23 protein-coding genes are annotated in these 26,405 nt (G+C 70.7%); 18 read left to right on the top strand and 5 right to left on the bottom strand.

Features of this window, described 5'->3' with window-relative positions:
* Window positions 1-730, bottom strand: a 730-nt coding sequence (locus E1193_RS08495) for a condensation domain-containing protein (protein WP_243707425.1), incomplete at its 3' end; no start/stop codon positions are given.
* Between the two features lie 89 nt (window positions 731-819).
* On the opposite strand from E1193_RS08495, the gene E1193_RS08490 reads away from it, so the two are divergent.
* The 8 genes from E1193_RS08490 (at window position 820) to E1193_RS08455 (ending at window position 8,697) form a co-directional block, all read left to right on the top strand.
* Window positions 820-2,151, top strand: coding sequence for an MFS transporter (locus tag E1193_RS08490; RefSeq protein WP_132181891.1), 1,332 nt, complete (start codon window positions 820-822; stop codon window positions 2,149-2,151).
* A 19-nt stretch (window positions 2,152-2,170) separates the two neighbouring features.
* On the top strand, window positions 2,171-3,214 hold the full coding sequence (locus tag E1193_RS08485; RefSeq protein WP_243707423.1) for an iron ABC transporter permease: 1,044 nt from the start codon (window positions 2,171-2,173) through the stop codon (window positions 3,212-3,214).
* A 1-nt stretch (window position 3,215) separates the two neighbouring features.
* Window positions 3,216-4,286: an iron chelate uptake ABC transporter family permease subunit gene (locus E1193_RS08480; RefSeq protein WP_132181889.1), complete on the top strand. Its 1,071-nt coding sequence runs from the start codon at window positions 3,216-3,218 to the stop codon at window positions 4,284-4,286.
* 1 nt (window position 4,287) lies between these two features.
* Window positions 4,288-5,103, top strand: a complete 816-nt coding sequence (locus E1193_RS08475) for an ABC transporter ATP-binding protein (protein ID WP_132181887.1) — start codon at window positions 4,288-4,290, stop codon at window positions 5,101-5,103.
* Between the two features lie 68 nt (window positions 5,104-5,171).
* Complete coding sequence (locus tag E1193_RS08470; protein ID WP_132181885.1) at window positions 5,172-6,206, top strand: ABC transporter substrate-binding protein; 1,035 nt, start codon at window positions 5,172-5,174, stop codon at window positions 6,204-6,206.
* Window positions 6,207-6,273: 67 nt separating this feature from the next.
* Entirely contained in the window at window positions 6,274-7,071 is a 798-nt protein-coding gene (locus tag E1193_RS08465; protein WP_132181883.1) for an alpha/beta fold hydrolase, read from the top strand.
* Between the two features lie 6 nt (window positions 7,072-7,077).
* Entirely contained in the window at window positions 7,078-8,457 is a 1,380-nt protein-coding gene (locus E1193_RS08460; protein ID WP_132181881.1) for a lysine N(6)-hydroxylase/L-ornithine N(5)-oxygenase family protein, read from the top strand.
* 30 nt (window positions 8,458-8,487) lie between these two features.
* Window positions 8,488-8,697 carry an MbtH family protein gene (locus E1193_RS08455; protein WP_132181879.1) on the top strand — a complete coding sequence of 70 codons (210 nt, stop codon included), beginning with the start codon at window positions 8,488-8,490 and terminating at the stop codon, window positions 8,695-8,697.
* Window positions 8,698-8,775: 78 nt separating this feature from the next.
* On the opposite strand, the gene E1193_RS08450 is transcribed toward E1193_RS08455, so the two are convergent.
* Window positions 8,776-10,422, bottom strand: a complete 1,647-nt coding sequence (locus tag E1193_RS08450) for an AMP-binding protein (protein WP_132181877.1) — start codon at window positions 10,420-10,422, stop codon at window positions 8,776-8,778.
* A 137-nt stretch (window positions 10,423-10,559) separates the two neighbouring features.
* Here E1193_RS08450 and E1193_RS08445 point away from each other — a divergent pair, with 137 nt between their 5' ends.
* Window positions 10,560-14,027 carry a non-ribosomal peptide synthetase gene (locus E1193_RS08445; protein WP_132181875.1) on the top strand — a complete coding sequence of 1,156 codons (3,468 nt, stop codon included), beginning with the start codon at window positions 10,560-10,562 and terminating at the stop codon, window positions 14,025-14,027.
* A 243-nt stretch (window positions 14,028-14,270) separates the two neighbouring features.
* Here E1193_RS08445 and E1193_RS08440 read toward each other — a convergent pair whose 3' ends face one another.
* On the bottom strand, window positions 14,271-14,786 hold the full coding sequence (locus tag E1193_RS08440; protein WP_207922628.1) for a hypothetical protein: 516 nt from the start codon (window positions 14,784-14,786) through the stop codon (window positions 14,271-14,273).
* Window positions 14,787-14,845: 59 nt separating this feature from the next.
* A complete protein-coding gene (locus tag E1193_RS08435; protein WP_132181873.1) occupies window positions 14,846-15,991 on the bottom strand; it encodes an extracellular solute-binding protein in 1,146 nt (381 codons plus the stop codon).
* Window positions 15,992-16,160: 169 nt separating this feature from the next.
* Here E1193_RS08435 and E1193_RS08430 point away from each other — a divergent pair, with 169 nt between their 5' ends.
* From E1193_RS08430 to E1193_RS08390, 9 genes are all read left to right on the top strand, one after another.
* A complete protein-coding gene (locus E1193_RS08430; RefSeq protein WP_132181871.1) occupies window positions 16,161-16,706 on the top strand; it encodes a MarR family transcriptional regulator in 546 nt (181 codons plus the stop codon).
* Window positions 16,703-17,353, top strand: a complete 651-nt coding sequence (locus E1193_RS08425; RefSeq protein WP_132181869.1) for an NAD(P)H-binding protein — start codon at window positions 16,703-16,705, stop codon at window positions 17,351-17,353. The genes E1193_RS08430 and E1193_RS08425 overlap by 4 nt, the downstream gene beginning before the upstream one ends.
* A 243-nt stretch (window positions 17,354-17,596) precedes the next feature.
* Entirely contained in the window at window positions 17,597-18,091 is a 495-nt protein-coding gene (locus tag E1193_RS08420) for a MarR family transcriptional regulator (RefSeq protein WP_132181867.1), read from the top strand.
* A 122-nt stretch (window positions 18,092-18,213) separates the two neighbouring features.
* Window positions 18,214-18,840: a DsbA family protein gene (locus tag E1193_RS08415; RefSeq protein ID WP_132181865.1), complete on the top strand. Its 627-nt coding sequence runs from the start codon at window positions 18,214-18,216 to the stop codon at window positions 18,838-18,840.
* Between the two features lie 31 nt (window positions 18,841-18,871).
* Window positions 18,872-19,678, top strand: a complete 807-nt coding sequence (locus E1193_RS08410) for an MBL fold metallo-hydrolase (RefSeq protein WP_132181863.1) — start codon at window positions 18,872-18,874, stop codon at window positions 19,676-19,678.
* A 3-nt stretch (window positions 19,679-19,681) separates the two neighbouring features.
* A complete protein-coding gene (locus E1193_RS08405; RefSeq protein ID WP_132181861.1) occupies window positions 19,682-20,101 on the top strand; it encodes a nuclear transport factor 2 family protein in 420 nt (139 codons plus the stop codon).
* Between the two features lie 536 nt (window positions 20,102-20,637).
* The gene (locus E1193_RS08400) at window positions 20,638-21,081 is read left to right on the top strand and encodes a hypothetical protein (protein WP_132181859.1); all 444 of its coding nucleotides are present in this window, start codon (window positions 20,638-20,640) and stop codon (window positions 21,079-21,081) included.
* A 1,349-nt stretch (window positions 21,082-22,430) separates the two neighbouring features.
* Entirely contained in the window at window positions 22,431-23,753 is a 1,323-nt protein-coding gene (locus E1193_RS08395; RefSeq protein WP_132181899.1) for an RICIN domain-containing protein, read from the top strand.
* Window positions 23,754-23,950: 197 nt separating this feature from the next.
* Window positions 23,951-25,348 carry an RICIN domain-containing protein gene (locus tag E1193_RS08390; RefSeq protein WP_243707422.1) on the top strand — a complete coding sequence of 466 codons (1,398 nt, stop codon included), beginning with the start codon at window positions 23,951-23,953 and terminating at the stop codon, window positions 25,346-25,348.
* 153 nt (window positions 25,349-25,501) lie between these two features.
* Here E1193_RS08390 and E1193_RS08385 read toward each other — a convergent pair whose 3' ends face one another.
* Window positions 25,502-26,326 carry an SDR family NAD(P)-dependent oxidoreductase gene (locus tag E1193_RS08385; protein ID WP_132181855.1) on the bottom strand — a complete coding sequence of 275 codons (825 nt, stop codon included), beginning with the start codon at window positions 26,324-26,326 and terminating at the stop codon, window positions 25,502-25,504.
* Window positions 26,327-26,405 lie beyond the last annotated feature (79 nt).

Raw genomic sequence — 26,405 nt, 5'->3', positions numbered from 1 at the left:
GTACCGGGGGTGGGGGATCGGCCAGCCGGTTCCGCCAGTGGGTCAGGTCCGCGACGGTCCACGCAGGGGTCTGGTGTTCCGCGGCGGCCAGGTCCGCGTACTGGGCCGGCAGGTCGGGCAGCTCCCGTCCGGCGTACGCGGCGCCCAGGTCGTGCAGCAGCACCTGCCAGCTGGCGTCGTCCCAGGCGATGTGGTGCGCCACCAGCAGGAGGACGTGCTCGTCGGCGGTGAGCCGGACGATCTCGAGGCGCACCGGCAGCTCGGTCGCGAGGTCGAACGGGCGTCCGGCGAGCCGTGCGGCGGCCCGGTCGACGGCGGCCTCCCGGTCGGCGGGCGTCAGCGCGGTCAGGTCCGTCGTACGCAGCTCCAGCCCGTCGGGCGACACGGTGACCTGGCGCGGTTCGCCGTCGGCGTCGACCCGGTACACGGAGTGCAGCACGTCGTGCCGACGCACGACGCTGCGCAGGGCCCGGTCGAGGTTCGATGCCGACAACGGGCCGGACAGCCGTGCGCCCACGCAGACGTGGTAGGCCGTTCCCTCCGGCTCCAGTTGGTGCAGCAGCCACATGCGGCGTTGCGCGGCGGAGAGCGGCGCAGGCCCGGTGACGCGGGGGACGGTGGCGGGTGCGTCCGGCCGATGGGCGATCCCCCGCTCCGCGAGTCGGCGGCGGACGAGTTCCCGCCGCTGGGCCGCCAGGTCGGTCCTGCCGCCGTCGTCCAGACTGGACACGTTCCCGTCACCTCCGAAGCCGAATCGCTCGAAGGGCACCCTAACTTAGGTTAGCCTAATCAAGCTATAGCGACGCGTGGAGGTGACGGGTGCGTATCCGTGAGTTCGGACTGGATCTGCGCCCCCTGCGGGGCGGGTCACGCCTGGCCTGGGTGCTCGCCGCCCGGCTGCTGGGGCTGATCAGCATCGGGCTCACGTCCGTCGGCGTGGTGGTGCAGGTCTACGCGCTGACCGGATCTTCGTTCCAGGTGGCGGCGGTGAGTCTGGTCCTGGGCGCGGGCCTGCTGGTCGGCCTGCTCGCCGGGGGAGTCCTCGCCGACGGCCGGGAGCGGCGGGGCCTGATCCTGCTCGGCAGCGGCTGGGCCGTCGTGACGTTCGCCGCGTTGGCCCTCAACGCGGCGGCCGACCAACCCCGGGTGTGGCTGATCTATTTGCTCGGCGCGCTGTTCGGCGTGACCGAGGGCATCGCCGAGAGCGCGCTGACCGCCGTCGTGCCCAGCCTCGTGCCGGCCGACCAGCTGCCGCCGACCGGTGCGCTGGTCACCGCAACGACCACCGTCGGCGCCATCGCCGGCCCGCTGCTGGGTGGGCTGCTTGTCGCCGGTCCGGGCCTGTCCACCACCTACGCGATGGCGGCGCTCGGCGCGGCCGGCGCGATCCCGCTGCTCGCCCGGCTCGGCGCGCTTCCGCCGGAGCCGCCTACCGGAAGCGAATCGGGCGGCGGCGCCGCCTGGTGGCACGCGATGCGGGAGGGGGTCTCCTTCGTCCGGCGCACCCGACTCGTCGCCGCCGTGCTGCTGGTCGACCTCTGTGGTGCGTTGTTCGCGACCCCGGCGGCGCTGTTTCCCCAGTTCGCGGACCGCGTCTTCGCCGCCGGCCCGGGCGCGGTGGGCCTGCTCACCGCCGCCCCCGCGGCGGGTGCCGCGCTCGCCTCGGTGGTGTCCGGTTGGACGGTGCGGCTGCGCCGGCCCGGCCGGGTGCTGCTCGGGGTGGTCGGCGCCTACGGCGTGGTGATCGTGGGCTTCGGCGCCAGTCCCGTACTCGGGCTGGGTCTGGTCTTCCTGGCGTTGGGTGGCGCTGCCGACACCGTCTCCGAGATTCTGCGCCGCACGCTGCTCATGCAGCACACCACCGCGCGTCTGCAGGGCCGGGTCGGCAGCCTCTGGCTCGCGCAGGCGATGACCGCGCCCGCGCTCGGCGGCGTGCTGCTGGGCCTCGGGGCGGGTGTGGTGGGCCCGGCCGTGGCGGTCGTCGCCGGTGGGGCGCTCTGCCTCGTCACGGCCGCCCTGGTGGGATGGTGCTATCCGGAGCTGTGGCGGCACCGGGCTGGCGGCTCACACGCCGACCCGGTGGATGTCGACCGGGCCGCCGCGGTGTCGTCCACCGGAGAAGTGACGACCGCAACTATCCAACTTAGTTAGGCGAGGCTATCCTACCTTGGTGACATCCGAGGCGACGAGCGTCGCGCCACACCGGCCGGTGCTGCCCGCCGGCCGGGCGCACGCGTGGGCGACCCTCGGCTGTCTGGCCCTCCTGCTGCTGCTCAGCCTGCTGTCCGTGGCGCTCGGCACCCGGTGGATTCCGCCGGATCAGGTGTTCACACTGCTGCTGCACCCGGACGGGTCCGAAGTGGCCGGCATCGTCCGCCAGATGCGGTTGCCGCGTACGCTGTTCGGGCTGCTGGTGGGAGCGGCGCTGGCGGTCGCCGGCGCCCTGATGCAGGGGCTGACCCGCAATCCCCTCGCGGATCCGGGCATCCTGGGCGTCACCGCCGGCGCCTCCGTCGGCATCGTCCTCACCACCGCCGTGTTCGGCGTCGTGTCGGTCCACGGTTACGTTTGGTTCGGCCTCGCCGGCGCCGTGGTCGCCACCGCGCTCGTCTACGGTCTCGGCTCGGCCGGCCGTGGCGGCGCCACACCAGCCAAGCTGGCCCTCGCCGGCGCGGCGGTCTCCGCGCTGTTGCAGTCGCTCGTCAACGCCGCTCTGCTCGTCGACGCCGCGGCGCTCGGTGACTTCCGGTTCTGGGCGGTCGGGGCGCTCACCGGCCAACCCGCCACGACGCTCGGATCCATCCTGCCCTTCTTCGCCGCCGGCGCCCTGCTGGCCGCGACCACCGCGCCGGCGTTGAACACCCTGGCGCTCGGTGAGGACATCGCCCGCGGCTTCGGGCAGCGCGTGCATCTCGTCCGGCTGCGCGGCGCCGCCGCGGTCACCCTGCTGGCCGGCGCCGCCGTGGCGCTGTGCGGGCCGATCGCCTTCGTCGGCCTGGTCGTGCCGCACGTCGTTCGGGCCTTCACCGGCCCGGACCACCGGTGGATCCTGTGGTATTCGGCCCTGCTCGGCCCGTGTCTGCTGCTCGCCGCCGACATCGCCGGCCGGCTGCTCACCCGGCCCGACGAGCTGCCCGTCGGGATCGTCGTCACGGCGCTCGGTGCGCCGTTCTTCGTCGCGTTGGTCCGCCGTCGCGGACTCCGGGAGCTGTGACATGTCCCCTCCAGCGCAGGCGTCGACGGTCGTCCCAGGTGTCGTGGTGAGCGTGCCCGGCACCCGCGCGTCCTGGCTGGTGCGGGTCCGCTCGGTGCTGGTGTGCCTGCTGCTCTCGGCGGCGGTCGCCGGGGCGTTCGCGCTCGACGTCGCCGTCGGCGAACTCGACCTGCCGCTGTCCGACGTGGCCGCGGCGCTGGTGACCGGCGGCGACGACGTGACGGCCCTGGTCGTTCACGACCTGAGGTTGCCTCGTGCCCTGGTCGGCCTGCTCGTGGGGGCCGCCTTCGGCGTCTCCGGGGCCATCTTCCAGTCGCTCACCCGCAATCCGCTCGCCAGCCCGGACGTCATCGGTGTGTCCGCCGGTGCCGGCACCGCCGCCACCGCCGGACTGCTGATCGGCGCCGGCTCCGGGCTCGGCCTGCAGACGGTGGCGCTGGTCGGAGGGCTCGGGTCGGCGCTGCTGATCTACCTGCTGGCCTGGAACGGCGGCACGACCGGGTTCCGGATCGTGCTGGTCGGGATCGGCGTCGCCGCGCTGTGCGGCAGCGTCACCACCTACCTGTTGCTGAAGGCCGGGGTGTACCAGGCGCAGCAGGCCCTGATGTGGCTGACCGGCAGCCTCAACGCCCGCGGCTGGGAACACGTCGGCCCGCTCGTCGTCGGCCTCGCCGTTCTCGCGCCGGCCGTCGTCGTCCTCGCGCCGTGGCTGCGCGGGCTGCAACTCGGCGACGCGCCCGCCCAGGCGCTCGGCTACCCCGTCCAGCTCGCCCGGATCGCCCTGCTCGCCGTGGCGGCGGCGCTGGTCTCCGTCGGCACCGCCGCCGCCGGGCCGGTCGCCTTCGTTGCCCTGGTGAGTCCGCAGATCGCCGTGCGGCTCGTCGGTACGCCCGGCCCCGCGCTGGTCTCGTCCGGCCTGGTGGGTTCCGCGGTGGTGCTCTTCGGCGACGTACTCGCCCGGGAAGCGCTGCCCGGCACCGAGTTGCCCGTCGGCGTCGTGACGGGCGCTCTCGGAGCCCCGGTCCTGCTGTGGCTGCTGAGCCGCGCCAACCGTTCCGGTGTAGGAGGCTGACATGGATCGACCAGCGCACGAACTGGCCGCTGTGGGACTGACGCTCGGGTACCCCGGCCGCCGGGTGGTGGAGGGCCTGGACGTCACGATCCCACCCGGCCGGGTGACCGCCATCGTGGGCGCCAACGCCTGCGGCAAGTCGACCCTGCTACGGGGCCTGGCGAGGCTGCTCCGCCCGGCGGCCGGCAGCGTGCACCTCGACGGCAGGCCGATCCACACGCTGCGCGGTAAGGAACTCGCCCGGCTGCTCGGTGTGCTGCCGCAGGACCCCACCGCGCCGGACGGCATCACCGTGCTCGACCTGGTCCGGCGTGGTCGCAGCCCGCACCAGTCGTGGTGGCGGCAGTGGTCCGCCGAGGACGAGCGGGCCGTGACCGGCGCCCTGGCCGCGACCGGGCTGCTCGACGACGCCCGGCGCGGCATCGACGAGTTGTCCGGGGGACAGCGGCAGCGGGCCTGGATCGCCATGGCGCTCGCCCAGGACACCGGTGTCCTGCTGCTGGACGAGCCCACCAACCACCTCGACCTCGCCCACCAGATCGAGATCCTCGACCTGGTCGTCGACCTGAACCGCGCACAGGGCCGCACCGTCGTGCTCGTCCTGCACGACCTCAACCACGCCGCGCGGTACGCCCACCACGTCATCGCCATGCTCGACGGCCGGGTCGTCGCCGCCGGGCCCCCCGGCGAGGTCATCACGCGGCAGCTCGTCGAGGACGTCTTCGGCCTCGCGTGTGTCGTTGTCGACGACCCGGTGAGCGGCGGGCCACACGTCGTGCCGTACGGCCGCCACCACTCCGTCCTCGTCGCCCACTGATCCTCGATGACCTACCGACGCCGCCGGGCGCAGTGCCCTGGGGCGCCTGCTGAAAGGAAACCCGCACCATGTCACTGATCGGCTCTCCCGTCCAGGGCGGGCGGCGGCTGCTCGCCGTGGGCGCCGCCGTCGTCATGACGGTTCTGCTCGGCGCGTGCGGCGCGCAGACCGCGACCCCGGAGACGGGCGGCGGGGCGTCGGCCAGCGCCGAGGGCCCGTGGAGCTTCACCGACGACCGGGGCAAGAAGATCGACCTGCCGAAGCGTCCGACCCGGATCGTGGCGCAGTCCCACCCGGCCGCCGCCCTGTACGACTTCGGCATCAAGCCGGTCGGCGTGTTCGGTCCGCAGAAGACCCCGGACGGCAAGCCCAGCCCGCAGATCGGCAACCTGGACCTCACCGGCGTCGAGTCGGTCGGCACCGCGTTCGGCGAGTTTCAGCTGGAGAAGCTGATCGCGCTCAAGCCGGACCTCATCGTCACGATCGCCTACGGCCCGATGATCTGGTACATCCCCGAGGAGGTCATCGCGAAGGTGGAGAAGATCGCTCCGATCGCCGTGATCCAGCTGATGGGTGTCGCGGCCCCGGACGCGGTGAAGCGATTCGGTGAGCTCTCCACGGCCCTCGGCGCCGACCCGGACAGCCCGGCTGTCCAGCAGGCCAGAGCCGAGTTCGAGGCCGCCGCCAACGCGGTGAGGACGGCGGCGGCGGCGAAGCCCGGGCTGTCGGTGGCGGTCGTGTCGGGGACCAAGGAGAACTTCTTCGTCGCCGACCCCGATTTCCACGCCGACCTGAAGTACCTGCGGCAGCTCGGTGTGCAGGTCGTCAAGCCGGCGAAGCCCGAGGCCGGCTTCGAGTCGCTCAGCTGGGAGGAAGCCGGTCGGTACCAGGCCGACCTGATCTTCGAGGACGCGCGCCCCGAAGGCGGCCTCGACCTGACGCAGCTGGCGGCCTACCCCGCCTGGCAGAGCAGCCCCGCCGTCAAGGCCAATCAGGTTGCCGACTGGCAGACCGAGACGCCGCTCACCTACCAGCGTTTCACCAAGGTCCTCACCGACACCGCCGCCGCCATCACCAAGGCGGACGCCGCCGTAGTGCCGTGACGCCGGACGGCGCCCCGCCGATCCTGGCCGGCGCGGAGGCACCGCACCCCGCGAGAGGAAGCGATCCATGCCGCTGACCGACGACTGGACGCGCTGGTTCCGCCCGTACGTGCGCAAGCCCGAGGCAACGGGTCGGCTGGTCTGCTTCACCCCGGCCGGCAGCCTGCCGTCGTTCTACCTCGACTGGGCCCGGACCGCACCGCCCGAGGTGGAGGTGCTCGCCGTCACGATGCCCGGTCGCGAGCAGCGCGGGGGAGAACCACCGGCGGCCGATCTGGCGGCACTCGCCGACGCCGTCGCGCAGGCGCTGCGTCCGTTGGGCGACCGACCGGTCGCCCTGTTCGGACACAGCATGGGTGCGGCCGTGGCGTACGAGGTCAGCCGGCGGGTCGACGCGGCGGGCGGCACGCTGGCCGGGCTGATCGTGTCGGGGTACGCGAGCCCGGCCCGCCAGCGGGACCCGCGACCGGCCCTTGCCGGATACGACGACGACCGGCTCGCGGGGTACCTGCGGGAGCTCGGTGGCACCCCGGCGCAGGTGTTCGACGATCCGGAGCTGCGCGCGCTGGCCCTCGACACGTTCCGCGCCGACCTGCGACTCCTGGAGCCGTACCGGCCGGAGGTGGCGCGGATCCGCCTGCCTACCCCGGTGTTCGTGTTCCGTGGTGCGCAGGACCCGGCGACGCCGGCCGACGACGCCGCCCGGTGGGCCGAGGTGACCGACCGTTTCGCGGGGGTGCGCTCCTTTCCGGGCGGCCACTTCTACCTGCTCGACCAGCGGACCGCCGTGCTGGAGGCGGCCCTCGAGCCGCTGCGCGGCCCCGGCGTTGCGCCGGCATTCATCCACGCACAGAGAAAGGGGTAGAACCGCATGTCAGCACGGCACTCGGGCCCGACGCCGCACGGGCCGGCGGACACCGTCCACGACGTGGTGGGCGTGGGGTTCGGCCCCGCGAACCTGGCACTGGCCGTCGCGATCCACGAGCACAACACCCGACCTCCGGCCGCCCAACCGGTGCGCGCGGCGTTCGTGGAGCGCCAGCCGCAGTTCGGCTGGCACCCGGGGATGCTGATCGAGGGCGCGACGATGCAGGTGTCATTCCTCAAGGATCTCGTGACCATGCGCGATCCGGGCAGCCGCTTCACGTTCCTGTGCTACCTGCACGAGCGTGGCCGGTTGCCGGACTTCATCAACCAGAAGAGTTTTTTCCCGACCCGGGTCGAATTCCATGACTACCTGCGGTGGTGCGCCGCCGCGGTGGACGACATGGTGACCTACGGCGAGACGGCGGTCGCCATCCGGCCCGCTGCCGCCACCGCTGGGCGGGTCGACCACCTCGACGTGGTGGTGTCGCACGCCGACGGTGGGCACCGGGTGCTGCGAACCCGCAACGTGGTGGTCAGCACCGGCCTGCAACCGCGGCTGCCCCCGGGCGTCACCGCGGGACCGAGGGTGTGGCACAACCGTGACCTGCTGTTCCGCACCCGCGAGCTGGGGGAACGGCGACACCGGCGGTTCGTCGTCGTCGGGGCCGGCCAGTCCGCCGCCGAGACCGCCGAGTACCTGCACCGCACCTTTGCGGACGCCGAGGTGTGCGCGGTGTTCACCCGGTACGGCTACAGCCCGGCGGACGACAGCCCGTTCGCGAACCGGATCTTCGATCCGGCCGCCGTGGACGACTTCTACGCCGCCCCCGAGGACGTCAAGCAGGCCCTGCTGGGCTACCACGGCAACACCAACTACTCGGTGGTGGACAGCGACCTGATCGAGCAGCTCTACCGGATCGTGTACCAGGAGAAGGTCGCCGGCGCGCAGCGGCTGCGCATCCTGAACACCACCGCCCTGGTCTCGGTGCACGAGGAGCCGGACGGCGTGCGGTGTGTGCTGCGGTCGCTCACCACGGGGGAGCGGTACCGGCTCGACTCGGACGCCGTGGTGCTGGCTACCGGCTACCAACCGATGGATCCGCGCGAGCTGCTGGGACCGCTCGCCGAGGAGTGCGTCACCGACGGGCGCGGGCGTCTGCGGATCGGCCGGGACCACCGGGTGTCCACCTCCGACTGGATTCGGGCGGGACTCTACCTGCAGGGCGCCGGTACCGAGCACAGCCACGGCCTGACGGCCTCCCTGCTCTCCACCCTCGCGGTGCGCTCCGGCGAGATCTGCGACTCGCTGGTCCAGCGTCGCGCCGAACCCGAGGCGCATGCTCAGGCGAATGCCGGGTTGGCCACCGCCGCCAGCCCCGGCTGACCCTCACCCACCCTTACCGAAGGAGGACCCATGGCCGCCACCAACCCGTTCGAGGACGACGACGCCCGCTATCTGGTGCTCGTGAACGCGGAGAACCAGCACTCGATCTGGCCGGCCTTCGCCGCCGTGCCAGCGGGCTGGTCCATCGCCCACGGCGAGGATTCCCGCCAGGGTTGCATCGAGTACGTGGAGACGCACTGGACCGACCTGCGCCCGGCGAGTCTCGTGGCCCGGGGATGAGCGATGCCCCGCCGCCGCGTCGAAACGTGGCGGCGGGGCAGGCGCGTCGAGCCCGGCGTCAGCGACGGCGAAACGGCGTCATGGTGCGGCGGCCGGAGCAGCGGCAGCAGCGGCCAGCGCCCGCTTGTCGATCTTGCCGATGGCGGTCAGCGGCAGCTCGTCGACGACGACCAGCAGATCGGGCAGCTTGAAGGCCGCGACGCCGCGGTCCAGCAGGAACGCGCGCACGTCCGCCAGCTCCGGCGCCGAAGCGCCGGCGGGCGGTCGCAGCGCCACGCAGATCAGCTGGCCTTCGGCGCCGTCGGGCACCCCCACGGCGGCGCACCGGTCGACGAGCGGGTGGGCGTGCAGGTGGCTCTCGATCTCCTCGCCGGAGACGCTCTCACCGTTGCGATCGATCGTGTCCTTCACCCGCCCCTCGACGATGAGGTGGCCGGACGGCAGGGCACGGACCAGGTCACCGGTGGTGTAGTACCCGTCCGGCGTGAACGCCGTGGCGTTCACCTCGGGCGCCCGGTAGTACCCCCGCAGGGTGTACGGGCCGCGCACCAGCAACTCGCCCACCTCGCCCGGGGCGACGTCGGCCCCGTCGGCGTCGACGATGCGCAGTTCGTCGTCCGGGCACATCGGCCACCCCTGCGTGGTGGCCACGATCTCGTCGTCGTCCTCGCTGCGGGTGTAGTTCAGCAGCCCCTCGGCCATCCCGAAAACCTGCTGAACCCGGCAGCCGAGCGCATCGGGAATCCGCCGGGCGAGTTCAGCGGAGAGCTTGGACCCGCCGGCCTGCAGCACCTCCAGCGTCGACAGGTCCGCCGGATCCCAACCGACGGTCTCGATCCAGAGCGGGATCAGCGGCGGGACGAGCGCGGTGTGGGTGACGCCCTCCGCCTCGATGAGCGGAAACGCGTCGTCCGGTGCGGGGGAGGGTGACAGCACCACCGTGCCGCCCACCGCGAAGGTACCGAGCATGCCCGGGCAGGCGAGCGGGAAGTTGTGCGCGATCGGCAGGCATGCGAGGTACACCGTGTCGCGGTCCAGCTCGCACACCTCGGCACTGGCCCGGGCGTTGTAGCCGTAGTCGTCGTGCGTTCGAGGGATCAGCTTCGGCACGCCGGTCGTGCCGCCGGAGACCAGCAGCAGGGCGACGTCGGCGGGATCGGGCTCCACGAACTCCCGCGGCTCCGCGTCGACCGCGGCGAGCGCCGTGTACGGCCCGGGATCGCCATCGACGAGCACATGGCGCAGGTCCGGCGCCTGCGCGGCGACCTGCCCGGCCAGCTCCCGGTAGTCGAACCCGGCGACCTCGTCCGCGACGACGTAGGCCACCGCGCCGGAGAGCCGGGCGAGGTGACCGATCTCGGTGAGCCGGTGCGCGGGCAGCGTCAGCACAGCGATCGCGCCGACCCGGGCCAGGGCGAACAGCAGCGGCGGGAAGGCCCCGGTGTTGGGCAGCTGAACGAGCACCCGGTCACCAGCCCGGATGCCGAGGTCGGCAAGACCCGCCGCCATCCGGTCGGCCCTCTCGTCGAGCTGCCGGTACGTCATCCGGTGCGGGCCGGCGACCAGGGCGAGCCGGCGGCCGTGCGCCTCGGTCCAGTCCCGCAGCAGCCGGCCCAGCGTCCGACCGTCCCAGTACCCGCGTTCGACGTAACGCTCACGCAGGTCGCGGGGCCAGGGCGTCAGGCCAGAGGGAAGGGGGGCGACCAGTTCGTCGGGGACATGCATCGCTGGTTCTCCTTCGCAGGCGGCACAACCGGAACGGGGGTCCCCACTGGACGCGTCCCGTAGTAGGTTAGGTTAGCCTAACCAGTGGTCGACGACCCTCGACCAACGGCCATGCGCGCACTCCCGAAAGGTTGTCGATGTCCGACCTGGATGACCTGCGGCGACTTACCCTCGAGCTGCTGGGCAGCGGAACCACTGCCGGCGACGACGACCATCTCATCGCGCTCGGCCTCGACTCGCTCAAGCTGATGCGCATCGCCGGACTGCTACGCCAGCGCGGCGCCCAGGTGAGCTTCGCCGACCTCATCGCCACCCCCACCCTCGGCGCCTGGTCCGCCCTGCTCGCATCCACGACACCGTCCGACGACTCGACCACATCCGGCCGCCCGGACGTACCCGCCATCCCCGAGGGCGAACCGTTCCCGCTCGCGCCGATGCAGCACGCGTACTGGGTGGGGCGCGGTGCGAGCCAGCAGCTCGGCGCCGTCGCGGCGCACCTCTACACCGAGTTCGACGGTCACGACGTCGATCCCGCCCGGCTCGGCGCCGCCCTCGCCGTTCTCGCCCAGCATCACCACATGCTGCGCGCCCGCATCCTGGACGACGGGCGGCAGGTCACCGAACCATGGCGGCACGGCTCCGAGCTGCCGGTTCTCGACCTGCGCGACGCCGCCCCGGACGAGGCCGCCGCGGCCACCACGGCACTGCGCGAGCAGATGTCCCACCAGCTCCTCCCGGTGGAACAGGGGCGGATGATCGACGTGCGGGTCACCCTGTTGCCCGAGCGCCGCACCCGCGTCCACGTCGACATCGACATGCTCGCCGCCGATGCCCGCAGCTACCGGATGCTCCTCGCCGACCTGGTCCGGCTCTACGAGCACCCGGACCAGCCCTTGCCGGCTCTCGGCCTCCAGTACGCGCAGTACCTCGCCCACCGGCGCACCGAGCGGCCCCGTCCCGACGACGTGCGCTGGTGGCAGGAGCGGCTCGCCGATCTGCCGGGCGCTCCCGAGCTTCCGGCGCGGCCCGAGAGTCAGCGGAGCGACCCGGACCGGGTCGTCCGGCTGCACCGGTGGCTCGACCCCAGGACCCGTGCCGGCCTGGTACGCCAGGCCCGCCGCCACGCCGTCACTCCGGCCGTGGCCGTCGCCACGGCGTTCGCCGAGGTGCTGGGGGCGTGGAGCGGCGTACCACGCTTCCTGCTCAACGTCCCGATGTTCGACCGTCAGCCGGTCCACCCCGATGTGGAGCGTCTCGTCGGCGACTTCACCAGCTCGGTGCTGCTGCCGGTGGACGTGTCCCAGCCCGCCGAGTTCGCCGAGCGCGCCCAGGACGTGCAGCAGTCCATGCACGACGCCGTCGCGCACGCCTCGTACCCGGGGCTGGACGTGCTGCGCGACCTCTCCCGGGAGCACGGCACGCAGGTGCTCGCCCCTGTCGTGTTCACCAGCGCGTTGGACCTCGGCGAGCTCTTCGGCGCCGAGGTGGAACGGGTCCTCGGCGAGCCGGTCCACATCATCTCCCAGGGCCCGCAGGTCGTTCTCGACGCCCAGGTGACCGAGCTGCACGGCGGCCTGCTCGTCAACTGGGACGTCCGTGCCGACGCGCTGCCCGACGGCGTCGCCGACGAGATGTTCGCCGCTTTCGGTGATCTGCTCGGTCGCGTCGCGAACGGCGCGGCCTGGGACCACCCGGTCGGGGACCTGCGTCCCCCGGCGTGCCGGGCGGTGCGGGAACGGGTCAACGCCACCGCTGGCCCGCTGCCAGAGCACCCGCTACACCACGCGTTCTTCGCCCGCGCCGCCCACGAGCCGGACCGGCCGGCGGTCGTGACCGCAGCCGGTACCGCCCTCACCTACGGTCAGCTGGCCGACGGTGCCCTCCGCCTCGCCCGCACCCTCGCCGACCTCGGCGTCCGGGCCGGCGACGCCGTGGCCGTCCGGCTGCCCAAGGGCCCGGAGCAGGTCGTCGCCGTCCTCGGGGTGCTGGCGGCGGGTGCCCACTACGTCCCGATCGGTGTGGAGCAGCCCGCGGAGCGGGTACGCCGGATCCGCGAGCGGGCCGGCATCACGGTCGTCGTTGCCGAGCACCCGGCCGACGACGACGAGGTCAGCTACGCCACGGCGGTCACGGCGGCGCACCCTGCCGCCGCCCCCGTTCTCGCCGCCCCGGCCGACGTCGCGTACGTGCTGTTCACCTCCGGCTCCACCGGCGAGCCGAAGGGCGTCGAGGTGTCCCACCGGGCCGCCGCCAACACCATCAACGACCTGGTCGAGCGGCTCGCCCTCAGCGCCGACGACCGTACCCTCGCCCTGTCCGCGCTGGACTTCGACCTCTCGGTCTTCGACCTGTTCGCGCCGCTCTCCGTCGGCGGGGCCATCGTCGCGGTCGACGAAACGGCCCGCCGCGACGCCGCCGCCTGGGCCGCCCTCGTCCGCGACCACGCCGTGACCGTGCTCAACTGCGTGCCGAGCCTGCTCGACATGCTGCTGACCGCCGGTCGCGCCGAGCCGCTGGGCGACAGCCTGCGCGTCGTCCTGCTCGGCGGAGACTGGGTCGGCACCGACCTGCCCGGTCGGCTGCACGCCCAGGTGCCCGGCTGCCGCTTCCTCGGCCTCGGTGGAACGACCGAGACGGCGATCCACTCCACCATCCAGGAGGTCCACGACGGGGTGGTTCCGGGCGAGTGGACGAGCGTTCCGTACGGCACCCCGCTGCGCAGCGTCCAGTGCCGGGTGGTCGACCCGCAGGGCCGCGACTGCCCGGACTGGGTCCCTGGCGAACTGTGGATCGGCGGGGCAGGCGTGGCCGACGGCTACCGTGCCGATCCGGACCGCACCGCCGACCGGTTCGTCACCCGCGACGGCGGGCGGTGGTACCGCACCGGCGACCGCGCCCGGTACTGGCCCGACGGCACCCTGGAGTTCCTCGGTCGCGCCGACGACCAGGTGAAGATCCGCGGCTTCCGCATCGAGCTGGGCGAGGTCGAAGCCGCCCTCGGCGACCATCCCGAGGTCCGCCAGGCGGTTGCCTTCGTGCTGCGGGGGACGGGCGCGCCGCGGCTCGCCGCAGTCGCGGTCAGCGCCGGCGTCACCGCCGCCGACCTGGTCGCGCATGCCGCCCTCCGCCTTCCGCCGCACATGCTGCCCGACCCCCTCGTCGTCACGTCGGAACTGCCACTCACCCCCAACGGCAAGGTCGACCGCAGGGCGCTCACGGCCCTCGCCGAGACGCGCCCGGCGGACGAGACGCACGCAGGCCCCGAAACGCCCCTGCAGAAGCTGGTCGCCTACGTCTGGGAGCAGGCCCTCCAGTCCGGCCCGATCGGGCTGCACGACGACTACTTCCAGCTCGGCGGCGACTCCGTGCTCGCCACGGCCATCACTGCGCGCCTCCGCGCCGCCCTCGACACCGACGACGTCCGCATCCACGACGTGCTCGGCTCGCTGACCGTCGCACGGCTCGCGGACGCACTGCTGCGCCGGGCAACGGATCCGGCGATCCTGACTGCCACGGCGGAGATCTACCTGGAGGTCGAAGCCCTCACGGAGGAGCAGCTCACCGCAGAGCTGGGGGAGAGCGGCAGCGGCGTACCGGGCGTTTGAGCTCGCCCTCCCATCGTCGATGACGGTCCGCGCGGCGCAGGTCGAGGCGCTGCTCAAGGTGCGCGGTGTGGCGCCTGCGGCGCCGGTGTACGGGTTGGCTTCCGACCTGCCGGGCGTCGTGGTCGTGGTCTCAGTTGATTCGGTGCGGGCGCTCCGTCGGCCCGGTCGTCCGGCCTGCCCGGCGCGTCCCCCCGCTTCCAGGCCGGTCCGGCGACCGCCGTGACGGCTACGAGCCCGCGAAACTCACTGCTCGATGTGGAAGGTGACCTTCGCCTGCTCGACGGTTTCCTGGACGACCCGCACCTGGCCGCGCGCGTTCTGGTATCTGCCGGTGCCGCCGGTGATCGCGAACTGCTCGTCGAAGATCGGACCGTTGGCGGAGAGCGTGGCGGTGCCCGCGGTGGTGATCTTTCCGCCGGCCAGCTCGTAGACGAAGGTCAGTATCTCCGACGTGCGTGGCTTGGCGTTGGTGGAGATGCCCTGGAAGCTACTCGTTCCGATCTTGCGGCCGTCGGTACCGACGAGGTCGCCGGTACCGATCAGCTGGTCACCGAGGGCCGAGTCGCTGGGGGCGACGTCCACCATGTTGATGGATGTCCCCTTCTCCACTGCCGTGATGGTGACGGTACGGGAATGCCGCGAGGGCGCCGAGTTCGTAGCGCCCTCCGCCGTTGCGGGGCTCACGGCGAGGGCGGCTCCCGTCCCGCCGGCCGCGACGGCGGCGAGGGCGGCGAGGGCATGCGGATAGCGGATGCGCATGTGATGCCTCCTGTGGACGTTCGAAACGGACTTGTCAATGGACAATGACGTGGCCGGGCTCATCGTCCGGGGTGCAGCCCCAGCCAGCCGGGGGACGGGTCACCCTCGACCTCGCCGACGTACAGCGCCAGTTGCTGGCGGAAGCGCTCGGCAAGGCCGCGGTCGTTCATGAAACGGTCGAAGCCGTCGAGGTTGGCGTTGGGGTAGGCCCAGATGGGCCGGTAGCCCTGGGGCGGTGCGACATCGGTGCGGACGGACCACATGTAGAAGTCGGACTGGGTCTGCTTCGACAACCACCAGTTCAGGTACAGCTTCGCCGCCGCGGGGTGCCGAGCGCCGGCGAGAATGGCAGCCCGCTGAGCCCACGCCATGAACGGGTCGTGCGTCGGCACGAGGAAACGGGTCTTCACGCCCGCGCCAGGAGTGAGCGCGCCGTCGGTGCCGAGCGCGACGGCGGCGCTGCCCGCCTCTACCCGGTCGGCGGGTTCCTGCGTGCCCCGCACCCAGGCCACGTCCTGGGCGACGAACCTGTCCAACCAATCCCAGCCGTACTTGTCGACAATGAGCTTGTACAGGTACAGCACCGCGTCGTCGTCGTTGGGGTAGGTCGAGACGATGCGGCCCTTCCAGCGCGGATCGAGCAGGTCCGCGGCGGTCGCGGGCGCCTTCGCCCCGACCTCGTCGATGTTGTAGATCGTGGAGAACGCGTCGACGAAGATGCCGGTCCAGGCGCCGTCGCGATCCTTGAACGCGGGGTGGATGCGGGAGAACCCGGCCGGCTTGTAGGGCAGTAGTACCCCCTGGTTCTTCCACCGGGGGAAATCCTGGAGGGTCTGCAGCTGGACCACGTCGGCGACGAGGGTGTCGGTGCCGAGCTGGTTGTCGACACGGACGTCGTGGAACTTGCTGTAGTCCACGACCATGTTCACGGTGACGCCGGGGAACGCCTTTTCGAAGGCCGCCTTGTTGCCGTCCTGCTGGACAGCGGTGTCCCCGCCCGCGTAGACCGTCAGGGTGCCGCCCTCGGCCTTCGCCTCCCGGTAGAGCTGCTGCAGGCTCTTGGTCTCCTCGTGCACCGTCAAACCTGGACGTCCGGCCGAGCGGGCTGGGCTGGCCGCAGCGCTGTTCTCCCTGGCGGTGCCCACCACGGTAGCCGCGGCCGCGAGTGAGCCGCCCACCAGAACCTGACGTCGCCCGATCGCCATGATGACTCCCTTCCAATGGTCTCATGTTCAGACCTGAGATTAGCTGCCGTTGCAGCTAATTTACATGTGGCGATGGCGGGTGTGGTGCTACTCACTCGCAGGTTTACTGCATGTTCTTCTGTTTATGCGCGCCGTGCACCGGCTTGTAGATTGCTGTACAGTCAGGTTTATGAGCGACGGTGGTACGGTCCCGGAAACCCTCGTGAACGATGACGCGGTGGTTCTGTACGGCGACATCCTGCGCGTCACGGACACCATCGGCGGGCGATCCGAGCAGATCATCCGCGAGGCGTCGGGGCTCGGCGGTTCCGAGTTCGAGGTATTGCTGCGGCTGGCGCGGCACCCCGAGGGCCGGACCACCAGCGCCCGCCTGGCCGAGGACCTCTCCTTCACCTCCGGTGGCCTCACCCGCCTGATCGCCCGCATGGAACAGGCAGGGCTGCTGGTGCGTCACCCCCACCCCGACGATCGCCGGGCGGCCCTGCTGGAGCCGACCTCCGACGGTAGGCAACGGCTGCGGCGGGCCCTGCAGGCGCACGTGCCGCAGGTCAACCAGGACCTGCTCGGAGCGCTCACTCCGGTCGAGCGCCTCATCCTGCGGGAACTGGTGACGAAGGTGCTCGGGCACTGCCCGCGCGGGCTCGTGCAGAACGAGTCGCAGCCTCACCTTCCGTCCTCGAATCCCTCGAATCCGACGAACGGAGAACCCTCGTGAAGATCCTTGTCATCGGCGCCACCGGCATGCTCGGCTCGCGCATCGTCGCCGAGGCGCTCAACCGCGGATGCCAGGTCACCGCCGCGTCCCGTTCGGGCCGCTCGGACGGCCTGCCGGCCGACCCGACACTGACCGCCGTGGCCCTGGACGCCGCCGTGCCATCCGCGGTGGCCGAGCAGGCCGCCGGTCACGACGCGGTGGTCTCCGCCGTCTCCCCGCCCCGCGACGGCTCCGACCCCGCCGCCCCACTGCTGGGCACCTACCGCTCGCTCGTCGAAGGTCTGCGCACCGCGGGCGTACGCCGCCTGATCGCCGTCGGCGGCGCGGGCAGCCTCAAGACCGCGTCCGGACAGGACCGGGTCGACAATCCCGACTTCCCCGCCGTCTACAAGGCCGAGGCGCTCGCCCAGCGCGACCTGCTCAACCTCCTCCGCATCGAGGTGACCGACCTCGACTGGACGTACGTCTCACCCGCCGACCACATCGCCCCGGGTGAGCGCACCGGCACCTTCCGGCGAGGCGGTGACCACCTGCTCACCGCAACCGACGGCAGCAGCTTCATCAGCGCGGAGGACTACGCCGTCGCGCTGGTGGACGAACTCGAGACCGACGACAACATCCGCCGCCGCATCACCGTCGCCTACTGACCCGACCGCCCGTTGCTGGCGGGGCGGCGGCTCGCCGGTAACGGGCACCGGGGGACGGGCCATCGGCTTGGAAGCCGTGGCGCAGGCCCACGTGCCCGCGGACGCCTGCCTGCCGGCCTGCCCGTGTGCCACCGCCAGAAAGCGCTGCCAGCCTCGACTACACCGCGACACTTGTCTCGGTATCGCGACCGGGCCTTCGTCGGTCGTGATCTAGGGTTGGGTGTCGAGAGGAGTATCGGCGCAGTGGTTGAGCAAGCAGAGATCTCAACGGCCAAGGAAGCCGCCGACCACGAGCTGATACTGGCCTTTGGTCGGTTGCAGGGGGCGGCCAATCGGCTGGAGTACATCCTGGGCCGGGCGATCGAACAGGAGTGCGGAATCAGCCATCTGATGTTCGAGGTCCTTCTGATCTTGGGCAGGGCAGGCGGTCGCGGGTTGTCGATGGGGGCGATCAGCCGGGAGCAGGTGCTCACCACGGGTGGTGTGACCCGGCTCGTGGACCGGATGGAGGTGGCCGGGTTGGTGGAGCGTGTCGCGGATCCCGGCGACCGACGGGGCCGGCTGGTGCGGCTCACCCCGCTGGGCGAGGAGACGGTGGTCCGCGCCTCCCGGGTGCACGTGGAGAACATCGAGCAGTACTTCCTGCAACCGCTGCCGGCCTCCCACCGCGAGCGCTTCACGGAGGATCTGCGGATCCTCAGCCACTCGGCGCGAGACGTGCTGCCGCGCCTGCGCTGACCACGCTGTGGCGCGCATCACGTTCTGGGACCCCCGCCGGGTGGAAATACCTGACGTGTCAGAATCTGTTGCATCAGGTGAACCGCTCGCGCCGGGCGAGCGCCGCACAAGCTGGGACAGCCATGAAGCTCGTTTACGTTTTCGACGCGTACTGCGGCTGGTCACACGGGTTCTCCCGCACCATGTCGCAGGTCGCGGCCAGGCACCCCGAGTTGCCTGTCGAGGTGGTGTCCGGCGGCCTGTTCGTCGGGGAACGCCGGCAACCCATCGGAAACTTCGGGTACGTACCGGCCGCAAACGCCAAGATCAGCGAACTGACCGGAGCCGAGTTCGGGGATGGCTACCACCGACTGATCGTCGACGGCTCATTCGTGATGGACTCCGAAGCTGCTGCCCGCGGCGTGGCCGCCCTGCGTCAGGCCGCCCCCGACCGAGCGGTCGAGCTGGCCGGGGCGCTCCAGCGCGCCTTCTACATCGATGGGCACAGCCTCTCTGCACCGGAGACCTACCGCACGGTCGCCGGAGCGGCCGGGCTCGACGCCGATGCGGTCGTCGCCGCCTTCCAGGAGCCCGCCGCGCAGGCCGCCGCCGAGGCCGACTTCCGCCGCGCCGTCGACCTGGGCGTCGACGCGTACCCGACCCTGCTGGCCGCCGCAGGTCAACGCGTGGTCCCGCTCGCCTTCGGACATGCCACCGCCGACCAGATCAACCAACGCCTGGCCACCATCACGGCGACCACCACATCCTGACCACAAGTCCGCACATCCCGAGGAGCAACCGATGCACACGCTCGACTTCACCATCTTCGACCTGGACTTTCCCGCCGGCAGCAAGAACAAGACCGCCACTCTCATCTCCGGCGACAACGACGCGCTGCTGGTCGACGCCGGGTTCACCCGCGCCGACGGCCACCGACTGGTCGCCCACATCCTGGACTCCGGCAAGCGGCTGACCACCGTGTTCATCAGCCACGGCGACCCGGACTTCTACTTCGGGGCCGAGGTCGTCGCCGACGCCTTCCCCGACGCGGCCTTCGTCGCCACCCCGCAGACCATCGCGCACATCCACCACTCCTACGAGAGCAAGCTCAAGGCCTGGGCCGCGCTCGGCGCGAACCTTCCCACCCGGCTGGTCGACCTCACCCCGCTCAGCGGCGACCTGACGCTGGAAGACCACGTGTTCCAGCTGCGGGGCGGACCGGCCGTGCTGCCTGACCGGCACTACCTGTGGCAGGGGCAGCACCGGGCCATCCTCGGCGGCGTCCTGCTCTTCCAGCGCGAGCACGTGTGGGTCGCCGACACCCCCAACCTGGAGCAGCGCGCAGCGTGGATCGCCCTGCTGGACGAGATGGCCGCCCTCGAACCGCAGTTGGTCGTGCCCGGCCACCGGCTACCCGACACGCCCGCCGACGCCAGCGCCATCACCGGCACCCGCGACTACCTGAACGCCTTCGAGGAAGAGCTGGGCAAGGCCGACGACGGCGCAGCGCTCACCCACGCCCTCACCACCCGGTACCCCGACCACGGCATGCTGATCGCCGCCCAGATCGGTGCCAAGGTCGCCAAGGGCGAGATGAGCTGGGGCTGAGCGATGACCGACTTCGCCACCTCCACCGCCCCCGCCGACGTGGTACGCCGGCAGTACCTCGCCTCCGCCGCCGGTGACCTGGAAACCCTACGCGCCACCCTCGCCCCCGACGTGGAGTGGACCGAGATGGCCGGCTTCCCTCTCGCCGGCACCTACCGCACCCCGGAAGGGGTCACATCCAACGTGATGGAGCGGCTCGCCGCCGACTGGGACGACTGGACCGCCCACGACGACTCCTACATCGTCGACGGAGAGAACGTCGTCGTCCTCGCCCGGTACACCGCCACCAACAAGGCCACCGGCAAACCCATCCACGTCCGCGTCGCCCACCACTTCGTGGTGCGTGGCGGGCTCATCGTCCGTTTCGAACAATTCGTCGACACCGCCAAGGTACGCGAAGCCATGGCATCGTCGGCCGCCTGACGACCGCCAGAGCCGCCGCGCCCCGGATCCTGCGAACACCCCGCAGGTCCGGGGCCGCGGCCTGCAAGGGCGGCCAGCAGTTTCGCCCCGCCGGATGCTTCCGTGAGGCGGTCACCGTGCAGGGGACTGCCCCTGGGTGACGAACACGCCGGTCGCGCCCCGCAGCGAGTTCGCGGGTCGCCGCGGTGGCGAGCGCGGCGACGTCGGCGAACGTGGGGGATGCCCGGGGGATGGCAGATTCCTCCGGCGGTCGCGGCATGAGCCACCCCAACCTGGCGAGGCACTTGAACGCGCATCACTCACAAACAGCTTGAATCAGGCGCCCCGTCAAGTATCTGGAAGTGATCCCGGCCTTTCTCTGACGATGGAGGTCGCGCGTCGGGCCTGGCTTGTTGCTTTCGCATCTATTCTCGGCATGTGGCCTGGACCCGGGGCAAGCGCAAGATTTCCTCAAGCCACCCGACTCTTCATTGACCAGGGTCTTTCGCGCTGCCAGACTTCTGTCGCAAATGGACAGTAGCGAAAGGGGAAGCTTAGTGTTCAAAATCCGCTCAGTCGTGATGGGGATGGTCCTGGCTCTCGGCCTCGTGACCGGATTCGCATCCCCGGCGTTTGCTGGAAACCTGTACTGGAAGATTGGCAAGGCCGTGTCGCACTCGAAAGTGTTCGAGGGGTCGAACAGTAAAAACATTATCTGTTACAAGAGCGGTGAGATCGGGGCGACGACGTGTCTCCGGCTCGACCGGCGGACCATGTATGTGAGAAGCGACAAGGCCGACGGTTACTTCAAGCTCGGAAGCTGGAAGGGTAGCGGCAACCAGTACGTCTGCCAGAACAACAAGGGGAAAAAGAAGGGTAACGGCACCTGGGTGGCATGTAGCTGGAAGTGGCCGAAGAAGAAGTGCTACACCATCCGGACCGGTCACGGACAGGCTGATTGGTATGTCCTCAGCCGCGCCAGCTCGCTGTATTGCTACTAGGTCGGCCGTCGGGATGACGGTGACCCCGGATCACCGCTGGCAGGTGCGCGACCACCGCCGCGTCGATTGATTCCGGGCACGGCTGCCAGGGCGGATATCTGACATGGTGGTGCGGAAGGAGGGCGTCCACGATGACCTGGACGCGCTCCTTCCGCCGCCTTCTGGGCGTGGGGCTCCATCCGGCGGCTGTCACCGCGGGACCGCTGCGGTAGGCACCGTCACTGCGGGGGACGTGGCGCAGCAGAACATCGCCGGTGCGGGAGGATTCCGTGGCCGGCCCTTGTGGTGGCGGGTGCTGCGATCCTGTTGCTGGTGTCGTGGGTTGCCTGGGCGGCGTCGAGTTGGTGGCCGGCGGGCAGAGGCGCTCAGTTGCGTCCGGCGACCGCGATGAGGCGAGCCTGGCGAGCGCTGACCAATGTGGCCACGGCCATCGCACTGTTGACGTTGGCCACGCTGAAGTCAGCCTTCGAGGGGTACCCGAGCAGAAGCGGTAGTGCCGACGCCAGCTGAATACCCAGACATTGGAACGGTGACTACGCGGGTCTGGCTACCGCTGGAGTCAGGGTGCGGGAGGTCGGGACGGGCACGGGTCAGGTCAGGCCACGCTGCTCGATCGCGGGTGGAGCGTGGTGGCTTTGGAGCCGGGGCAAGAGTTGGCTGCGGCGGCGCGCCTTGTGTTCGCCGGGCGCGCTGACGTCGATGTCGTGGTGTCGCCTTTCGAGCGGTGGGAGGGGACGGCCAAGGCGGCCCGAAGTGGCCTGAGGCGGTCGCGGCTCCGGACGTGGAGGTGATCGGTGGCAGCGTGTTCTTCGCACAGCCGATCGTGCACCGCTACGCCTGGAGTCAGGACCACGCCGCCGAGGAGTGCCTGGCGCTGACTGATCCGCGCAGTACCGCCCGGGGCGGGTGTGGTGGCGGCGACGCGCGGGTCACGGCCAGGTCCTCAGGACGCTCGGGCACGGCAGGGCTCTACCCTGCCGCTCAACCAGGACAGGTCGGCACCGACAGCAAGGCCGTCACGTAGGTGCGGCCCGACACGTTATCGATCGTGAGCCGGTCGGGTGCACCGCCCCTCGAGAGTCGGTCCGGGTGCGGTCGGCGCCGGGCACCGGTACGTCGAAGTCCATCGATTGACAACTATGCGTCCGACAGGAACACTCTTTGATATATCTCAATGTGATCGTTAACATGGGTGGAGCAGGGCACATCAAGGCGGATGCCATACCGTCTCGGCGTCGCTACTCCTTGTGCTCATCGGCGGAACGCTAGCCGGGCGACGGCTCGCGCGTCGGCCGTCCATCGAGCCGGGCGCTGACCACCCAGAAACCTACGAAGGAGTCATCGTGTCGATGCAACGACGTGCCTTCCTCAAGGCGAGCGCTGCGGGAGTGGCGGCCGTGGGAGGTACGGCCCTGTTCGGCGCCTGGGAGGCGAACGCCGCCCCGGTCGGTACCCTGGATACCGCGCCGACCACGCCGTTCGCCGTGGGTGTGCGCCGGTACGACTGGCGGCGGGGCAATCGCCCGTGCACCACCTACGTCTACTACCCGGCCACCGGCACCGCCGGCGGCAACCCGGTCACCAACGCCCCGGTCGCCAACGGGGTCTTCCCCGTCTACAACTACACCCACGGCTACGACAGCAGTCCGCAGAACTCTCTGTTCCTCATCCGGCCGCTGGTCGCGGCGGGCTTCGTCGTCCCCGCCCCGCACTTCCAGCACAGCATCAACGAGGTCAACAACGGCAACACCTCCCGGGACGTCTCGGAGATCATCACCCAGACCCTCGCCCTCAACTCCAGCGGACCCCTCGCCGGGCACATCAACACCAGCATCGGCGTCGGCGTGTCCGGACACTCCATGGGCGGCATGGTCACCCACGGCCTGCTGACCTCCTGGCCCGACAGCCGGATCATCTCCGCCAACCCGCAGTCCTGCATAGACATGGGCAACCCCGCCAGCTCGGTGCGGGCCAAGGTCCTGTTCGTCCACGGTGACCGGGACACGCTCACGCAGTACTCCTCGGCCCGGCAGGCGTACGCGGAGATGCCCGCGCCCAAGGCGTTCCTCACCTTCGTCGGGGGAAGCCACACCAGCTTCTGGAGCGACAGGCGCTTCCCCAACACCGTTGTCGACTGGGCGCGCTGGAGCATGTACGGCGACACCGCCGCACGAGACCGGCTCCCGGCCGACGCGGCCGGATCCAACACCCGATGGGAAGCCAACCTGGGCGACACGCCGCCCCCCGGAGGCTCGGGCCACTTCCGTCTGGTTGCCCAGCACAGCGGCAAGTTGGCCGACATCGACGCTCGATCGACCGCGGCCGGGGCCGCGCTCATCCAGTGGGCGGCCACCGGCGCGACCAACCAGCAGTTCGAGTTCGTCGACGCCGGCGACGGCCACTACCGGATCAAGGCGCGGCACAGCGGCCTGGTCCTCCAGACCATGGGCAACTCCACCGGTGCCGCCATCACCCAGCAGGCCGAAAGCAGCAGCGCCACCAGCCAGCAGTGGCGGGTCCAGAACCACAGCGACGGCACGGTGAGCCTGATCAACCGCGCCAGTGGCCTGGCCATGGACGTGTGGGAGCGCTCGACCGCCGATGGAGCCCGCATCTCCCAGTGGACCTACAACGGCAGCACCAACCAGCGCTTCACCCGCCAACCCGTCTGACCACACCGGGGGGCGGACCGAGCGTGGCCGCCCCCAGGATGGCGACGTCAACATCGCCCTTCGGTGCCCTCATCGACACGACATTCGCGAGATTGGTCAGAACCATGCCATCCACCGACACCACCAGTCATCCCTCAGTGCCTACATTCCGATCCCTCCGCCGGATTCTGGTCAGCGTTCTGAGCACGCTGGTTCTGGTGCCGGTCGCCGCACTCTCCAGTGCGTCGCCGGCCAGCGCGGACACCAGCCAGTTCAGGGGTGTGAACTGGGCGGTGCGGGGTGACAACTTCGTCGAAGGTCTGCTCGTCCTCGACGGGCTGAGCCAGTCGGACAGCTACTCGACCGTCCGGGCCAAGGCGGACGCCATCTACAACGGGTTCGAGAATCACCTCGGTGTCAACACCGTCCGGTTGCCGATCAACACCCACACCGTCGGTTCGTCGTGGTGGAACGCCTATCGCGGCACCATCGACGCCGCCACCGCCAGAGGGTTCAAAGTCATCCTCACCTACTGGGAGGACGGGGCGGCGTCCGGCGGCCGGATCACGAACATGAGCGCCTTCAACTCGATGTGGAATGCCGTGACTTCCGAGTTCGGCTCCAACAGCCTGGTCCACTTCGAGCCGATGAACGAACCCCACGGCTACAGCGCCTCCGAGTGGATGAACCTCGCCGCCTCGTGGATCAACGCCCGTTCGTCCATCCCGAAGGGCCGGATTCTGGTCAGCGGCACGGGCTACAACTACGACCTCAGGCCCGTGTGCAACGACAGCCGGTTCAACGGCACCCTGCTGTCCTACCACCACTACGCCTTCATGTTCGGTACGAACGACTACGCCGGCTGGCGCAGCCACTTCGAGACCCGGCTGGGCTCCTGCGCCTCGCGTGCGATCCTGACCGAGTTCGGCGCACCGATGGACACCGGCCTGAACTACAACGACGCCAGCAGCACCAACAACTTCGTCCGGCACATTCGCGCGGTCACCGACAGTATGCGTGCCCGCAACATGGGCTCGGTCTACTGGCCCGCGCTCGGGGGCAAGATCACCGCCGGACAGAACTACGACTGGTACTCCATGTTCGCGCTGAACGGCAGCGGCACCAACCTGACCTTGAGTGTCCGCAACTCCACCGGCGCCGACCGCCTCAGGCACGGCTGGGGTGACGGCGGAGGTAGTACCGGAACGCTCACCGCGCGGCACTCGGGCAAGTGCGTCGACGTGATCAGCGCGTCGACCGCAGACGGGGCCGAGATCGCCCAGTACGGCTGCAACGGCGGCAGTAACCAGCGTTGGGAGTTCCAGAGCGCCGGCAACAACTACTACCGGATCATCGCTGGGCACTCCGGTAAATGCCTCGACGTGAATGCCGCGTCGACCGCCAACAGCGCCAGGATCATCCAGTGGACGTGCAACGGTGGACAGAACCAGCAATGGCAGGTTCAGGACGCCGGGAGCGGCCATGTGCGCCTGGTCGCACGCCACTCCGGCAAGTGCCTCGAGGTCCCGAGCAGCTCCACCGCCGACGGCGCCCGCCTGGTCCAGTACACCTGTGGGAGCGGGCAGAACCAGCAGTTCATGCGGGCTACGGCATGAGCTGATCGACGGCGGCTCGACCGGGCAGATTCGTAGGTGATGAATCTGCCCGGTCGGCCGTCGGGCCGTTGGTCTGCGATTGGTGGCGGCGGTTATCGGCGCGGCCGGGCGCCGGAGCCAACTGCCACGTGATGAGCTGGCCGGGGCCAGCCGTCAGGCTGTTGCCTTCTGGTCGGCCGAGCGGGCGACCTTCTCCCAGGCTCGCCAGGTGGCGATGCGCCGCTCGTGGGCGGCCAGGACCAGGTCGTAGCCGAACGAGGCGAGCAGCAGGCGGGTGGGCGGCTCGGCCGCGTCGACGGCCTGGAACAGGGCCTCGACACTGTCTTCGGCCGTGGGGCTGGGAGCGTCGCCCCAACTGGCGATCGCGTCGCGCAGCGGCTGGTAGAGCGGGTCCGGCTCGGAGCGGGCCGCGGAGGAGCCGGCCCAGTCGGTGGCGAAGCCGGACGGCTCGATGAGCGTGGTCTTGATCCCGAACCCGGCGACCTCCTGAGCCAGCGCCTCGGTGAACCCTTCCAGGGCCCACTTCGAGGCGTTGTAGATGCCCAGGCCGGGGAACGCGGTCACGCCGCCGATGCTGGACACCTGCACGATGTGCCCCCCGCCCTGCTGGCGCAGCAGCGGGATCGCGGCCTGGGTGATCCACAGCGCACCGAAGAAGTTCGTCTCCATCTGCGCGCGGGCCTCGTCCTCGGTCAGCTCCTCGATGGCGCCGAAGTGGCCGAAACCAGCGTTGTTGACCACCACGTCGAGGTGGCCGAAGTGCCGGTACGCAGTCTGGACAGCGGCGATACCGGCGGCCCGGTCGTTGACGTCGAGTTCGATCGGCAAGATCGCGTCGCCGAAGCGGTCGACCAGATCGGTCAGCATGCCGGTGTCGCGGGCGGTGGCGGCGACCCGGTCACCGCGCTCGAGCGCGGCTGTGGTCCAGGCACGGCCGAAGCCGCGGGAGGTGCCGGTGATGAACCAGTTCTTTGCCATGGGGAACCCTTTCGATCGCCCGGTGAGGGCGGGAATCGGCGGTGTCGGCCGGGTGACGGTGGCTGGTGCCGTTGACGGC

It is taken from the genome of Micromonospora sp. KC606, from assembly GCF_004348675.1.
Lineage (GTDB): Bacteria > Actinomycetota > Actinomycetes > Mycobacteriales > Micromonosporaceae > Micromonospora.
The sequence above is the reverse complement of the archived record's forward strand: the minus strand, read 5'-3'. Positions and strand labels throughout refer to the sequence as shown.

Excerpts from the sequence above, each read along its gene's own strand:
- E1193_RS08465 (WP_132181883.1), top strand. The coding sequence starts at position 6,274 with ATGCCGCTGACCGACGACTGGACGCGCTGGTTCCGCCCGTACGTGCGC.
- E1193_RS08385 (WP_132181855.1), bottom strand. The coding sequence starts at position 26,326 with ATGGCAAAGAACTGGTTCATCACCGGCACCTCCCGCGGCTTCGGCCGT.
- E1193_RS08460 (WP_132181881.1), top strand. The coding sequence starts at position 7,078 with ATGTCAGCACGGCACTCGGGCCCGACGCCGCACGGGCCGGCGGACACC.
- E1193_RS08415 (WP_132181865.1), top strand. The coding sequence starts at position 18,214 with ATGAAGCTCGTTTACGTTTTCGACGCGTACTGCGGCTGGTCACACGGG.
- E1193_RS08395 (WP_132181899.1), top strand. The coding sequence starts at position 22,431 with ATGCAACGACGTGCCTTCCTCAAGGCGAGCGCTGCGGGAGTGGCGGCC.
- E1193_RS08405 (WP_132181861.1), top strand. The coding sequence starts at position 19,682 with ATGACCGACTTCGCCACCTCCACCGCCCCCGCCGACGTGGTACGCCGG.
- E1193_RS08430 (WP_132181871.1), top strand. The coding sequence starts at position 16,161 with ATGAGCGACGGTGGTACGGTCCCGGAAACCCTCGTGAACGATGACGCG.
- E1193_RS08440 (WP_207922628.1), bottom strand. The coding sequence starts at position 14,786 with ATGCGCATCCGCTATCCGCATGCCCTCGCCGCCCTCGCCGCCGTCGCG.
- E1193_RS08480 (WP_132181889.1), top strand. The coding sequence starts at position 3,216 with ATGTCCCCTCCAGCGCAGGCGTCGACGGTCGTCCCAGGTGTCGTGGTG.
- E1193_RS08445 (WP_132181875.1), top strand. The coding sequence starts at position 10,560 with ATGTCCGACCTGGATGACCTGCGGCGACTTACCCTCGAGCTGCTGGGC.
- E1193_RS08450 (WP_132181877.1), bottom strand. The coding sequence starts at position 10,422 with ATGCATGTCCCCGACGAACTGGTCGCCCCCCTTCCCTCTGGCCTGACG.
- E1193_RS08470 (WP_132181885.1), top strand. The coding sequence starts at position 5,172 with ATGTCACTGATCGGCTCTCCCGTCCAGGGCGGGCGGCGGCTGCTCGCC.
- E1193_RS08455 (WP_132181879.1), top strand. The coding sequence starts at position 8,488 with ATGGCCGCCACCAACCCGTTCGAGGACGACGACGCCCGCTATCTGGTG.
- E1193_RS08475 (WP_132181887.1), top strand. The coding sequence starts at position 4,288 with ATGGATCGACCAGCGCACGAACTGGCCGCTGTGGGACTGACGCTCGGG.
- E1193_RS08410 (WP_132181863.1), top strand. The coding sequence starts at position 18,872 with ATGCACACGCTCGACTTCACCATCTTCGACCTGGACTTTCCCGCCGGC.
- E1193_RS08435 (WP_132181873.1), bottom strand. The coding sequence starts at position 15,991 with ATGGCGATCGGGCGACGTCAGGTTCTGGTGGGCGGCTCACTCGCGGCC.